Origin of the sequence: Streptomyces sp. NPDC059917 (genome assembly GCF_042730635.1) — a bacterium.
In the GTDB taxonomy this organism is placed as follows: domain Bacteria; phylum Actinomycetota; class Actinomycetes; order Streptomycetales; family Streptomycetaceae; genus Streptomyces.
In genome coordinates, this window is record NZ_JBHWLC010000035.1 from 1 (window position 1) to 13397 (window position 13397).

Here is a 13397-nt window from a genome sequence, read left to right on the forward strand (position 1 = left end):
CCGCGGATCGGCACGTGGGCGCGGGCACCGCTCGCTCCTCGCTTCAGGAGACCTGCGTGTTGTCCGCGTTCCAGGTCGAGCGGCCCCCGGACCAGTTCGCCACGAAGCGCCGGGCCGGAAACATCAGGTGCCGGGTGACCGGCTCCAGGATGCCGGCGTCGTGCTCCCTGCGGGCCTTCGCCAACAGGGCCAGGGACAGCGGATACCTCACCGGCCTCGTGTACACCTCGTCGAGCAGTTCCACGAGCCCCGTGCACACGTAGACCAGCCCGGTGAGGGCGCGGCCCTCGGCTCCGCGCCCGAGGCCGGACTGCTCTTCGTACAGCTGCCGCAGGACCCGTTCGCAGCGGACGGCGCCGCACTCGTTCCAGTAGGTCACGAAGCGGTCGTCCAGTCGGGGGATGTCGAGGTTCACCAGGGTGTCCATGGGGTCGCCCAGCATCACGGCGAGGTCGACGAGGGCCTGGTGGGCCCGCTCGTACCGGCACGTGTCGGTGTCGCCGCCGCCCATGGTGTCGAAGATCCACGCGGCGGGCGAGAGGGGGCCCAGCGAGTTGGGGGTGCCCGCCGTATCGAGCATGACGGACAGGACGTTGGTGTGCGCCGCGTCGGGCGGACCCGCGGCGCGGCGGGACTGCGCGCTCGCCAGCACCCGGATGTCGGCCGCGCCCGTGTACAGACACAGGGCCCAGCCGGCCGCGGAGTTCTGCATCTGCCGCATGGCGACGCGCCGCAGGCCGCTCAGCGAGTCGAAGTGCGCCCGCACGGGGTCGGCGTACGTGCTCGCCCGCCGCCGCTCGCTCGGCAGGGCGGGCAGGTAGTGGACGTTCGCCACGAGCCACGCCAGGGAGAAGCCGTGACCCGCCGCGGCCTCCGCCTCCTGGGGGAGGTTCTCCTCGGCGACGTCCTGGAAGGCCGCCCAGGCCGCTGCCGGGTAGGGGCCCGCGGGCGACAGGAGCTCGCGCAGTTCCCCCGACGCGGTGGCGATGTAGCTGTCGACGGCGAGTTTCATGAGCAGCCGCATGGCCGTGACGTTCATCTTCACGACGTCGAGCCAGCGGGCCATGAACTCGACGAGCGTCCGCAGTCCGACGCCCTCCGCCATCTGTCCGCGTTCCAGGAGCCTGGTGACGACGCGGCTGCTCCCGCTGACCCACTTCTCGTCCGCCAGGTTCATGCAGATCTGGGTGAGGACCTCCCATCGGCCGCCCGTCAGCTCGGGCAGGAGCCGGTCGGCCAGCAGTTCGGGCGTCCCGCTGTTCCGCGTCAGGTGAAGGGCGGCGAAGTACTCCTGGAGGCTCTGGTGGGTGAAGCCGAAGATTCCCGAACCGTCCGGCTCCGTGCCCAGCTCCGTGAAGATCCAGGCGCGCCCGCGGCACAGGTTGACGAGCTCCTCGGCCAGGCGGCGCGCGGCCTCGTGGGCGGGCACGGACTCGTCGGACATGGCGGCCGAGGCGACCGACCGCACGTCGGATTCCGGCATTCCGGCCAGCCACTGGGGGTCGGTGATCGACCGGTAGGCCAGCGCGGCGAGGGTGTGCCGGACGGTGTCGAGATCCGTTTCGCTGTCGACCGGAAGGCCCTGGAAGTTGTCCCAGTCGGCCAGGAGCAGCTCCGCGCACTTCTTGTACAACTGCGCCCGGCTCCGCGGTATGAAGCGGTGCCCCCGGTACAGCACGCAGATGTAGGCCAGCAGGAGCGGGTTGCAGCGCAGGTCCGGGATGCTCGCGCTCTCCCGCATGAAGGTGTCCGCCACGTGGTCGGCCGGTTCCGGCAGCCGCGCCCCCGCCGAGAACCACTTGGACACGTACGCGCGGACCTCGCCGTCCTCCAGGACGAGCCCGTCGTCGAAGGGGCGTATGCGGTACTCGTGGAAGGTCGCGGGATTCAGTCTCGCCGAGCCGTACCCCACGATGCGGGACGTGGCGAGGATGCGGGACAGCGGGTACAGGCGGCTGGCGGTTTCGATGATCTCGGACGACCTCCGGCGCACGCTCTCCGACTGCACCTCGTCCAGGCCGTCGAACACGAGCAGTGCGGACCCTTCGAGGAGCAGTTCCTCGACGAGCCCTTCCGGCACCCTGATCTGGTACCGGTGGGACAGCTGCTCCTCCACGACCTTCACCAGGGAGAAGCCCACCGCGGTGAAGTCGACCTCGCGCATGACCACGTAGAAGGGGATCGAGCGGCCCTGCTGGAACAGCAGTGACGCGGACACGGCGCTGCTCGTCGACTTCCCGGCCCCCGGGTCGCCCAGCAGCACGGTCCGGTCGATGGAGTCGACGAAGTCGTCGAAGGAGGTGCGGTCCGCCGCCTGCCCCTCGCTCAGCTGCGGCTTGACGAAGATCTTGCTGTAGTGGATCCGGCGGCGGTTGCCGAGGTCCGGCAGCGCTATCTCCTCGTGCAGCGAGAACGCCTTGCGGTAGCGCTGGGTCCATTCCACCCGGTCATCGATCGTCAGCCGGTGCGGACGGGCCAGGACGGCGAGGTACGACTCGATGGAGTCCGCGGTGGCCCGCGCCAGGGTCGCGTGCGCCCAGTCGATCGCGTTCGTCTCGTCCTTCAGCGCCGCGCGGAGCTCTCCGACCAGCCCCTCGCACGTGCGGTGCAGATGGACGAAGAGGAGTTCCGAGTAGTTGTTCACGGCGGCGACGTCGGCGTTCGGGAACTGCTGCCGGAAGAAGTCCCGCAGGGCGAACTTCACCTTCGTCGCCGCCCTCAGGTCCCCGTCGAGGATCTCGATGGCCATCAACTGCTGCGAGAGCGCGCGGAATTCCGGGGTCGCTATGCAGGCGAGCACCTCGCGGTTGTTCACCCCGCGGGGGAGGTCGTTCAGCAGGGCGGTGGGGGAAACGGTCCGACGGTCCGGGTCCGCGATGCGGGCCAGGGCGTCGGCGAGGTTCCCCCTGGCCCGTCCCCGACGGGCCAGTTCGCGTTGCACACGGCCGATGAGCGGACTGGCGACCGCCCCCGCCAGCCGTCCCGCGATGGCTGCTTCGATGCTCAAGCGTCCCCCTGCGCCAACGGCAGCGGCGCCGCTGCCCCTTGAACGTGGCTGACAGTCTCCGGGCAGGTGCCGGTCGGACGCAACGGCACGGGGCCCGTTCCTCAGGGGGCGCTTACCGGTGCCTTAAGTGGAGCCTAAGGATCGGCTCCAGGGGGCCCAAGGCCTCGGAACGGGCGGTTCCGGTGGCTAGCTTGGGCGAGCCAGGGAGGGCCGGAGGCGGCGTCGTCACCCCGTGACGGGGGCGGCGCCGCACAGCCCGTACCGACCCGCACGCCCCGCTCAGAGGAGTTCCGCACATGCCCGCACGCCGCCCGCACGCCGCCACCCGCACCGCCGCCCGGATCGCCGCCCTCGGCCTCGCCCCGCTCGCGGTGGCCGCGTACGCCGCCGTGCCCGCCGCGGCGCACGGCTCGATGACGGACCCGGTCAGCCGGGTGGCCGCGTGCTATGCGGAAGGGCCGGAGTCTCCCAAGTCGGCGGCGTGCAAGGCGGCCGTCGCGGCGAGCGGAGCGCAGGCCTTCTACGACTGGAACGCGGTGAACATCGCCAACGCGGCGGGCCAGAGCAAGAAGCTGATCCCGGACGGGCAGCTGTGCTCGGCGGGCAACGGCAAGTACAAGGGGCTGGACCTGCCCCGCGCCGACTGGCCGGCCAGCCCGATGACGGCCGGCGCCCACACCTTCCGCTACAAGGGCACCGCCCCGCACAAGGGCTCCTTCGAGCTGTACGTCACGAAGGACTCCTACGACCCGACGAAGCCGCTGAAGTGGTCCGACCTGGAGGCGACGCCGTTCCTCAAGGTCAGCGACCCCGGGATGCAGAGCGGTGACTACGTCTTCTCCGGCACCGTCCCGAAGAAGACCGGCCGCCACCTCATCTACAGCGTCTGGCAGCGTTCGGACAGCCCCGAGGCCTTCTACACCTGCTCCGACGTGGTCTTCGGCAAGGACAACGGGGGCGGCGCCACCCGGCCCACGACCGCGCCCGGCACCGGCACCGACCCCGCGCAGTCCGCGGGGCCGGTCACGAAGCCGTCCGTCCCGGCCGGCGGCTCCACCGCGCCCGGCGCCGGACCGTCCGCCGGGACGGAGGGCGCGCCCAAGGCGCCCACGGACCAGCAGATCGCGGACGGCGCGGGGAAGTCCACGGTCGAGCACGCCGGGCACGGGGACAACGACCCGAAGACCAACGGCTCTTCGGCCGTGCCGGTCGCGGCCGCTTCCCCGGCGGCGGGCAACCTCGCCGAGACCGGCGGGGACGGCTCGACCCCGATGATCGCGATCGCCGGCGCGGGCACCCTCGCGGTGGGCGCGGCCGTGCTCTTCGGGGTGGCCCGTCGCCGGGCCACCGCCGGTCGTCACGGCCGCTGACGGCCGCCCCGCCCCGGACCGCCCCGGACCGCCCCGGACCGCCCGCGCGTCAGTCGAAGACCGACGCGCAGGTGGTCCGCCGCGCGTGCTGCGGGTCGAGCGCGTTGGCCGCCTCGTGCCAGGCGATCCGGTCGGTGAGGCCGATCGCGACGTGCTCCGAGAGGTCGACCGCGCACAGGTCCTGGAGCAGCACGTTGTGGACGTCGGGGCCGTCGAGGAACTGGGAGCGGTAGGGGGTGACCACCTCGTCGAAGCGGGACGTGATGACGGTGTAGGCCACCCCCGGCACGGTGTCGCCCCCCGCGTTCAGCTTGGTCAGGAAGGGCGAACCGGCGATCTGGTCGGCCAGCCCCGGGGTCGCCGAGTTGATCAGGTCCCCGGCGCCGGGGAAGTAGGGCAGCAGCTTGGTCAGGCCGAGCAGGGTGGTCCCGTGGTTGTCGGGGGCGATCCCGACCAGCGCGTTGACCTTGGCGGCGCCGCCGAGGAACTTCAGGTAGTAGTTCGGCATCATGCCGCCCTGCGAGTGCCCGACGATGTCGGTCTTCGCCGCGCCGGTGGAGGCGAGCACCTTGTCGACGAAGACGTCGAGCTGTCCGGCGGACTTGTCGATGGGACCGAGCCCGTTGAAGAGGGGCACCCCGGGCAGCTGGCCGTAGTCGAGGGAGTAGACGCAGTACCCGCGGTCCACGAGGTACGGGGCGAACCCGAGCCAGTTGTCGACGGAGTTGCCGAAGGTGCCGTGCACCAGCACCACGGGGCGCGGGTGCGCGGCGGAGGGCTTGCAGGACCAGTTGTTCCATCCGCTGTGGGGGGCGGAGGCGGCTTGCGCCGACCCGGTGGGGACCAGGGCGGCGGCGGCGAGGGCCAGGACGGCCAGGGGGCGGAGCAGGCGTCGTCTCCAGGGCAGCATCGAGTGATCTCCTAGGGGGATCCGCGCAGCGCGAACTGGGCGGGGCGAGGGAGGTACGGCGGGGGAAGTCCCGTGATCCGGATCACATGGAGGTGCTGCTGCCGCCAAATTACGGGCGAGTAGCAAGACTTGGAAGTTACGCGTCAGTAAAGAATGCGTGTCGCGCGGCGAATCGGTTCACCGATGGCGTACGGGCGTTCTACGGGGCAGCACTTGAGCGGATCTACCGCGGCGACCGTCACGCCGCCAGGCTGCCGCGGGCGATGGCGGCCGGCCCGAACCGCGCCCGGATCCGGTCCGTGACCGCCTCCAGCCGCCGGGCCTTCTCGTCCTCGGGGTCGAAGGTCAGCTGGTGGGCGGCCCGGTCGGCCGGGGTCAGGTCCTCGGCGCGCAGGGAGAGCGACCGGACCCGGGCCCGCTGGAGCCCCAGGGCCGCGTGCACGGCGTAGGCCGTGGCGGTCAGGGCGGCCGAGTGGGCGGTGGCCTCGGGCAGCACCCGGGTCCGGGTCAGGGTGGTCCGGTCGGCGCAGCGCACGGTGAGGGAGAGGGCGCGGCAGACCTGGTCACCGGCGCGCAGCCGGGCGCCGAGCTCCTCGGCGAGGGAGAGCAGGGCGCGGCGGTGGCGTACGGGGTCCAGCTCGTCCCGGTCGAAGGGGCGCTCGGCGGCCAGTGACCGCGCGGCCGCGCCGGGCAGCACCGGGGTCCGGTCGATGCCGTGGGCCCGCTCGTACACCTCGCGCCCGACCCGGGGTCCCAGGATCCGCCGCAGGGTCGCGGGCGGGGCGGCGGCGACCCGGCCGATGGTGTCGAGGCCGTAGGAGCAGAGCGTCCGGGCGGCCCCCCGGCCCACCCCGGTCAGGGCCGCGACGGGTCGGCCGGACAGGAACTCCCGTACGGCGGCGGGCTCGTCCGGGACCACCAGGGTGCGCCCGGGACCGGCCCCGCGGGCCGCCATCGCGGCCAGCATCGGGTTCCCGGCGGCGCCGATGGCGCACTCGACCCCGTACAGGGCGAGGGCGCGCACCCGGATCACCGCGGCCAGCTCCGCCGCGCCCCGCCCGAAGTAGCGCAGCGCGCCCCGGAGGTCGGCCAGGGCGCCGTCGGGCGGGAGCGGCTGGACCACCGGGGTGAGGGCCCCGAGCAGGGCGAGCAGGCCGGTGTGGGTGTCCGCGTCCAGGGGCGCGCCGTCGACCCGCCGGAAGCGCAGGCACAGCACCGGCGCGTCGCCCCCGTCGCGCCCGGCCGCGGCCGGGCCCGGCCGCGGCTCCGCGCTCATCCCGCGCTCCCCGGGCTGGAGTGCCAGAGCTTGCGGCCCGTGGCGGGGCCGGTGCCCGGCGGCTGGAGGTCGGCCCAGGGGTTCAGCTCGTACCCCGTCGCCAGTCGGATGGTCCGGCCCGGGGCCGCCCCGGCCCCCGGCTCGGGCCGCTCCGGTGGCGCGGTCGGCGCGGCCGGTTCCGCCAGTCGGGCCGCGACCGCCTCCAGGCCGCCCGTGGCCCGCAGTTCGGCCAGCTCGGCCAGGTTCCAGGCGGCCGCGCCGACCACGCTCAGGCTCTGCGGGCCGCGCCGCTGGACCACTCCGCGCACCAGCAGCAGGAAGGAGTGGAAGACGGTGTGCGCGCACGCCGCGTGGCTGTCGTCGAAGAAGGCGAGGTCGACCAGGCCGCTGCCGTCGTCCAGGGTGGTGAAGATGACCCGCTTGCCGGAGCGGATCGGCGGGGTCTGGGTGGCCGCCTTGGCGCCCGCGACCAGGACGGTCCGGCCGTGGGCGGCCGTGCGCAGGGCGCGGGCCGTGACCACGCCCAGCTCGGCCAGGAAGGCCCGGTGGTCCCCCATCAGGTGGCGGGAGGCGTCCATGCCCAGGACGCCCAGCTCGGCGCTGAGCCGCTCGGCGTCGTCCAGGTCGGGCAGGCCGACGGAGGCGGTGGACCGCCCGCCGTCCAGCGGGAGTTGCGGCCCCCGAGCACCCTTCGCCCGCTGCGCGCCGTGCAGTTCGGACAGGTGCAGCAGCAGATCGCGGCGGTTGGCGCCGAAGGCGTCCAACGCGCCGACCTGCGCGAGCCGTTCGGCCACGGGACGGCTCGGTCGGGCCCGGTCCCAGAAGTCGCGCAGGGAGCCGTAGGGCTGCCCGCTCTCGATCCGCGCGGATTCGGCCTCGCTGATGCCGTGCACATCGAGGAGGGCGAGCCGCAGCCCCCAGCGCCGCTCGCCGGCCGACCCGTCGGACACCAGTTCGATGCGATGGGTGACCGCGGACCGGTTCACGTCCAGCGGCAGCACCGGCACCCCGCGCCGCCGCGCGTCCGCGAGCAGCAGCCGCTTGGGGTACATGCCGGGGTCGTGGGTGAGCAGCCCGGCATAGAAGGCGGCCGGGTGGTGCGCCTTGAGCCAGGCGGACTGGTAGGTGGGCACCGCGAAGGCCACCGCGTGCGCCTTGCAGAAGCCGTAGGAGCCGAAGGCCGCGACGATCTCCCAGGTCCGGGCGATCACCTCGGGCGCGTAGCCGAACTCGGCGGCCCGGGCCGCGAACCAGACCTTGATCCGGGCCTGCGAATCCGGGTCGGACAGCCCGCGCCGCACCCGGTCGGCCTCGTCCCGCCCGCAGCGGGTCATGATGTCGACGATCTCGATGATCTGCTCGTGGAAGACGACGACCCCGTAGGTCTCGCGCAGCGGCGGCGCCAGGTCCTCGTGCGGGAAGCGGACCGGCGCCCGCCCGTGCCGGGCCTCGATGAAGGGGCGCACCATGTCGGCGGCGACCGGGCCGGGGCGGAAGAGCGAGATGTCCACGACGAGGTCGTGGAAGGTGGCGGGCCGGAGCCGTCCCACCAGGTCGCGCTGGCCGGGCGATTCGATCTGGAAGCAGCCCAACGTCTCGGTGGAGCGGATCAGTTCGTACGTCGCCCCGTCCCCCGGCGGCACCTGCGCCGGGTCGTCCAGGTCCAGCTCCCGCCCCGTACCGCGCCGGATCTCGGCGACGGCGTGCGCCATCGCCGACTGCATCCGCACCCCGAGCACGTCGAGCTTGAGCAGCCCGAGGTCCTCCACGTCCTCCTTGTCGAACTGGGACATGGGCAGCGGGGCGCTCCCCGGACCGGCGGCGCCCAAGGGGACCTCGCCGCTGGTGGGGACCACCGGCGTGCGCGCGAGCAGCGAGGCGTCGGAGAGCAGCACTCCGCACGGGTGCATGGCGACCCCGCGCGGCAGCGCGTCCAGCGCCTCGACCAGCTCCCAGAACAGCCCGTGCGCCCCGCCCCGCTCCTGTCGTTCGCGCACGTCGCGCAGCTCGGGCAGCTCGGCGAGGGCCGCGCGGGCATCGCGGGCCCGGACGTGCGGGAAGGCCTTGGCGAGCCGGTCGGTCTCGGCGGGGTCCATGGACAGGGCGGCGCCCACGTCGCGGATGGCGTGGCGGACCCGGTAGGTCTCGGGCATGGCGACGGTGGCGACCCGTTCGATGCCGAAGCGGTCGATGATCGCGCGGTAGACCTCCAGGCGGCGCGCGGACTCCACGTCGATGTCGATGTCGGGCAGGACCCGGCGGCGCTTGGACAGGAAGCGCTCCATCAGCAGTCCGTGCTCGACCGGGTCCGCGTGGGCGATGCCGAGGAGGTGGTTGACCAGCGAGCCTGCCCCGGAGCCGCGCGCGGCCACCCGGATGCCCATGTCCCGTACGTCGTCGACCACTTGGGCGACCGTCAGGAAGTACGAGGCGAAGCCGTGGTGGGCGATGATGTCCAGCTCGTGGCGCACCCGCTCCTGGTACACCGGGTCGTCCGCGTGCCCGCGCAGCACCATGCCCGCCGCGCAGCGGGAGGCGAGCACCCGCTGCGCGGTGCGGTGGGCGGCGCCGACGAGCCGGGGCTCGGGGAAGTGCACCTCGCCGATGCCGAGGTCGTCCGCGGGGTCGACCACGCAGGCTTCGGCGGTGGCCCGGGTCTCGGCCAGCAGGTCGCGGGCGCCGGAGGGGCCCAGACCGGCCGCGAGCGCGACGCGGTCGGCGGCCTCGGCCATGGCGGCGGGATCCTTGAGCCAGCGCTCCCCGCTGTCGAGGCCGCGCCGGGGGTCGACCGGGACGAGCCGGCGGGCCGCGTCCAGGACGTCGGCGACCCGGCCCTGGCCCTGGTCGGCGTACCGCACGGCATTGCTGAGCACGACCCGCACGCCCTGGTCGGCGGCGAAGCCGACGGTACGGGCGGCGAGGCGCAGCGAGCCGGGGCCGGTGCCCGCCCGGGCGCCGCCGCGGCCGTGGTCCACGGCTTCCAGGCGCAGGTCGTCGCCGTAGCGCTCGCGCCAGGGGGCGAGCAGCCGGGCGGCCCGGTCGGGGCGGCCCGCGGCGAGCGCGCGGCCGACCTCGGAGTCGGGGCCGAGCAGGACGTACACGCCGCCCGCGCCGTGCAGGGCGTCCCAGGGCAGCAGCGGGGAGCCCCCGCCGCCGCCCCGGGGGCGGGCGTGGGCGGCGCTGATCATCCGGCACAGCTCGGCCCAGCCCGTGGCTCCGTCGCGGGCGAGGAAGAGCGCCCGGGTGGCGGATTCGTCGATGAAGGCTCCCCCTTTGACGGGGGTGACGGGCGCGCGGAGCCGGTGCGAGAGCCGGTCGTCGCGGCCGGGGGCGGGACGGCCCCCATCGCCGGGGGCCGGGGCCACCGCCAGTCCGACGCCGAACAGCGGCCGGATCCCGGCCTTCTCGCACGCCTTCAGGAACCGCACCGCACCCGCGAGGGTGTCGCGGTCGGTGAGCGCGAGGGCGTCCATGCCCCGCTCCGCGGCGCGCTCCGCCAGCCGCTCGGGGTGCGAGGCGCCGTAGCGCGCGGAGAACCCCGAAACGGTGTGCAGATGCGTGAAACCAGGCATCCGCGGCCTCCTGCTTCGCTCGTTGCGCCCGACACTCCTTCACCCTCCCCCTCTCCACCATAGAGCAATTCGAATGTCCGTGCGAAACACGTGTTCGACCATCCGGGTGCGACCCGCCCCGTTCATCCGTTCGGCCCACCCCTGCTGCGCCCGGTCCCCACCCGGTCGAGCGTGAAGGCATGAACCGGCCCACCGATACCGCAGCAGGCCCCTCGGGCAGCTCCACCGGCCCCTCCGGCGCCCCCTCCGGCGGCTTCCTCGCCGAGGTCAAGGACGCCGTGACCGCCCGGGCAGCCCTGCTGGTCCTGGGGGTGCTGGCGCTCCAGCTCGCCTTCATCACCTCCTACATCGGCGCCTTCCACCACCCCAAGCCGAGCGAGATCCCGCTGGCGGTCACCACCCCCGTCGCCCAGCTCACCGAGCGGTCCGTGAAGCAGCTCGGCGAGCTGCCCGGCAAGCCGCTGGACCCCCGAGCGGTCAAGGACGAGGCCACCGCCCTGCGCCAGATCAAGAACCGGGAGGTGGACGGCGCCCTGATCGTCGACCCCGGCGGCACCACCGACCGGCTGCTCGTCGCGGGCGGCTCCGGGGCGGCGCTCTCCCAGGCCCTCGAACAGGTCGTCGGCCTGACCGAGAAGGCCCAGGGCCGTACCGTCCAGGTCGTCGACGTGGCCCCCTCCGCCGCGGGCGACGGGCGCGGCCTCAGCTCCTTCTACCTCGTCGTCGGCTGGTGCGTGGGCGGCTACCTGTGCGCCGCGATCCTCGCGATCAGCGCCGGCGCACGGCCCGCCAACTCCGCCCGCGCGGTCATCCGGCTCGGTGCGCTGCTGCTGTACTCCATCGCCGCCGGGCTGCTCGGCGCGGTGATCGCGGGACCCGTCCTGGACGCGCTGCCCGGCAGCATCCTCGGCCTCTGGGGGCTGGGCACGCTGGTCGTCTTCGCGGTCGGCGCGATCACCCTGGCCTTCCAGGGGCTGGCGGGCGTCGTCGGCATCGGCCTGGCGATCCTGCTGGTGGTCGTCTTCGGCAACCCGAGCGCGGGCGGCGCCTATCCCTACCCGCTGCTGCCGCCGTTCTGGAAGGCCATCGGCCCCGCCCTGCCACCGGGCGCGGGCACCTACGCCGCCCGCTCCATCGCGTACTTCAAGGGCAATGACATGGCCCCCTCGATGCTGGTCCTGGCGGGCTGGGCCGTGCTCGGCTCCGCCGTGACCCTGGCCTGCGCGATCTTCCACAAGGGGCGCCCGGGAGCGGCCGTGGGCAGCGGCCTGCCCGACCCCGACCCCGATCCCGCCGAAGGGGCCGGGCGGTGAACGACCCGACGGGCGGCCCGGCGCACGACCCGGCCGGCCGCGCCCTGTGGAACCGCCAGGGGCCGGTGGCCCAGTCCGCCTCCGTCAAGCGGATGGAGCCGAGCGCCCAGGCGCAGCTCGGAGCGCTCGGCCTCACCGGCTTCATCGTGGTCACCACCATCGCCACCGGCATCGACGCGGGCGTCTTCCCCGAGAAGCTCGGCCACTCCGTGCTGCCGCTGGTCGGCTTCTTCGTCGGCGGGCTCGCCCAGCTGCTGGCCGGCCTCTTCCAGGCGCAGCGCGGCGACACCTGGCACGCCACCGTGTTCGGCGGCTTCGGCCTCTTCTGGATGGCCAAGGCCTGCCTGCTCCAGTGGGTGCTGCCCGCGACCGACCCCGCGCTGCGCGGGGACGTCAGCGGACTGTTCACGCTGCCCTGGGTGTTCGTGGTGTTCGTGCTCTGGCTCGGCAGTTGGCGGATCCACCTGGTGTTGCTGTCGACCTTCACCTGCGTGCTCGTCGTCTTCATCGCCATGACGGTCAACGGGTTCACCGGCGAGGTGATCTGGAACCGGATCACCGGCTGGGCGGGCCTGCTGGCCGCGCTCGGCGCCCTGTACCTGCTCGCCGGGCAGATCCTCGCGAGCACCTGGGGCCGCCCGGTGCTGCCCATGGGCCGTTTCCTGGCTCCCGAGGAGCACCCCGAGACGTGACCGGACGGAATGCGACGATCGAAGGATGATCACCACACTGGCCGTCGAGAACTACCGTTCCCTGCGCCGCCTGATCGTGCCGCTCGGCCGCCTCACCGTCGTGACGGGCGCCAACGGGACGGGCAAGTCCAGCCTCTACCGCTCCCTGCGGCTGCTCGCCGACTCCGCGCGCGGCGGCGCGGTCGCGGCGCTGGCCCGGGAGGGCGGGCTGCCCTCGACCCTGTGGGCGGGACCGGAGAAGACCGGGCGGGCGGTCCGGGAGGGGCGCTACGCCGTCCAGCCCACCGTCCGCTCCGAACCGGTGAGCCTGCGCCTGGGCTTCGCCGGGGACGAGTTCGGGTACGCCGTGGACTTCGGCCACCCGGCGCCCGTACCGGACTCCCTCTTCGGCCTGGACCCCGAGATCAAGCGGGAGTGCACCTGGGCCGGGCCGGTGCTGCGCCCCGCCGCCCTGCTGTCGGACCGTTCGGGGCCCGCCGTGCGCACCCGCACGGCGGACGGCGGCTGGCACCGCACCCAGGGCGCGCTGCGGCCGTACGACTCCATGCTGAGCGAGCTCGCCGACCCGCAGCTGGCGCCCGACCTGCTGGCCCTGCGCGAGCTGATCCGGTCCTGGCGGTTCTACGACCACGTCCGCACCGACGCGGCGGCCCCCGCCCGCACCCCGCGGATCGGCACGCGCACGCCCGTGCTCGGTGGCGACGGGTCCGACCTGCCCGCGGCGCTCCAGACCATCCGCGAGGTGGGCGACGGGGCGGCGCTGGACGAGGCCGTGGCGGCGGCCTTCCCGGGCACCCGGGTGGGGGTCCGGGAGCGGGACGGGCGCTTCGAGCTGGAGCTGCACCAGCACGGGCTGCTGCGCCCGCTGGGCGCCGCCGAACTCTCCGACGGGACCCTGCGCTACCTGCTGTGGACGGCGGCCCTGCTGACCCCCCGACCGCCCGCGCTGATGGTCCTCAACGAGCCGGAGACCAGCCTGCACCCGGACCTGCTGGCCCCCCTGGCGGACCTGATCCTCACCGCGAGCCGGGAGACCCAGACGGTGGTGGTCACCCACGCCGATCCGCTGGCCGACGCGCTCGCCGCGGGCAGCCGCCACCACCGGGTGGACCTGCGGACGCTGACCCTGTTCAAGGACTTCGGCCAGACGGAGGTGGCGGGCCGCGAGGGCCCGCTGGACGAGCCGCTCTGGTACTGGCCGCAGCGCTGATCCGGGGCCGCGGGAGCCCCGCCCGGGGGGTGTCGTACCCTCCGCTG

8 protein-coding genes are annotated in these 13397 nt (G+C 74.0%); 4 read left to right on the forward strand and 4 right to left on the reverse strand.

Features of this window, described 5'->3' with window-relative positions; translation table 11 throughout:
• Window positions 1–43 precede the first annotated feature (43 nt).
• Window positions 44–3007 (reverse strand): NACHT domain-containing protein, encoded by a 2964-nt coding sequence (locus tag ACFWAR_RS20955; protein ID WP_385779231.1) that lies wholly within the window; start codon window positions 3005–3007, stop codon window positions 44–46.
• A gap of 296 nt (window positions 3008–3303) precedes the next feature.
• Between ACFWAR_RS20955 and ACFWAR_RS20960 the strand changes: the two genes are divergently transcribed.
• Window positions 3304–4377 carry a lytic polysaccharide monooxygenase gene (locus ACFWAR_RS20960; RefSeq protein ID WP_385779233.1) on the forward strand — a complete coding sequence of 358 codons (1074 nt, stop codon included), beginning with the start codon at window positions 3304–3306 and terminating at the stop codon, window positions 4375–4377.
• Window positions 4378–4426: 49 nt separating this feature from the next.
• Here ACFWAR_RS20960 and ACFWAR_RS20965 read toward each other — a convergent pair whose 3' ends face one another.
• The 3 genes from ACFWAR_RS20965 to ACFWAR_RS20975 all read right to left on the reverse strand — a co-directional run bounded on the left by ACFWAR_RS20965 (window position 4427) and on the right by ACFWAR_RS20975 (window position 10135).
• Complete coding sequence (locus ACFWAR_RS20965) at window positions 4427–5287, reverse strand: esterase/lipase family protein (RefSeq protein ID WP_385779235.1); 861 nt, start codon at window positions 5285–5287, stop codon at window positions 4427–4429.
• A 238-nt stretch (window positions 5288–5525) separates the two neighbouring features.
• Window positions 5526–6563 carry a hypothetical protein gene (locus ACFWAR_RS20970; RefSeq protein WP_385779237.1) on the reverse strand — a complete coding sequence of 346 codons (1038 nt, stop codon included), beginning with the start codon at window positions 6561–6563 and terminating at the stop codon, window positions 5526–5528.
• Window positions 6560–10135, reverse strand: coding sequence for a DNA polymerase III subunit alpha (locus ACFWAR_RS20975; RefSeq protein ID WP_385779239.1), 3576 nt, complete (start codon window positions 10133–10135; stop codon window positions 6560–6562). Before ACFWAR_RS20975 ends, ACFWAR_RS20970 begins: the two co-directional genes overlap by 4 nt.
• 179 nt (window positions 10136–10314) lie before the next feature.
• Between ACFWAR_RS20975 and ACFWAR_RS20980 the strand changes: the two genes are divergently transcribed.
• Genes ACFWAR_RS20980 through ACFWAR_RS20990 form a run of 3 tightly spaced genes read left to right on the forward strand, consistent with a single transcriptional unit; the run spans window position 10315 to window position 13350 of the window.
• A complete protein-coding gene (locus ACFWAR_RS20980; protein ID WP_385779241.1) occupies window positions 10315–11448 on the forward strand; it encodes a DUF3533 domain-containing protein in 1134 nt (377 codons plus the stop codon).
• On the forward strand, window positions 11445–12140 hold the full coding sequence (locus ACFWAR_RS20985) for an acetate uptake transporter (RefSeq protein WP_385779243.1): 696 nt from the start codon (window positions 11445–11447) through the stop codon (window positions 12138–12140). The genes ACFWAR_RS20980 and ACFWAR_RS20985 overlap by 4 nt, the downstream gene beginning before the upstream one ends.
• A gap of 25 nt (window positions 12141–12165) precedes the next feature.
• A complete protein-coding gene (locus ACFWAR_RS20990; RefSeq protein ID WP_385779245.1) occupies window positions 12166–13350 on the forward strand; it encodes an AAA family ATPase in 1185 nt (394 codons plus the stop codon).
• Window positions 13351–13397: the final 47 nt, after the last annotated feature.

What these genes read in the sequence shown, in the direction of transcription:
- ACFWAR_RS20960 (WP_385779233.1), top strand. Translation starts at nt 3,304, where the DNA reads ATGCCCGCACGCCGCCCGCACGCCGCCACCCGCACCGCCGCCCGGATC.
- ACFWAR_RS20965 (WP_385779235.1), bottom strand. Translation starts at nt 5,287, where the DNA reads ATGCTGCCCTGGAGACGACGCCTGCTCCGCCCCCTGGCCGTCCTGGCC.
- ACFWAR_RS20970 (WP_385779237.1), bottom strand. Translation starts at nt 6,563, where the DNA reads ATGAGCGCGGAGCCGCGGCCGGGCCCGGCCGCGGCCGGGCGCGACGGG.
- ACFWAR_RS20975 (WP_385779239.1), bottom strand. Translation starts at nt 10,135, where the DNA reads ATGCCTGGTTTCACGCATCTGCACACCGTTTCGGGGTTCTCCGCGCGC.
- ACFWAR_RS20980 (WP_385779241.1), top strand. Translation starts at nt 10,315, where the DNA reads ATGAACCGGCCCACCGATACCGCAGCAGGCCCCTCGGGCAGCTCCACC.
- ACFWAR_RS20990 (WP_385779245.1), top strand. Translation starts at nt 12,166, where the DNA reads ATGATCACCACACTGGCCGTCGAGAACTACCGTTCCCTGCGCCGCCTG.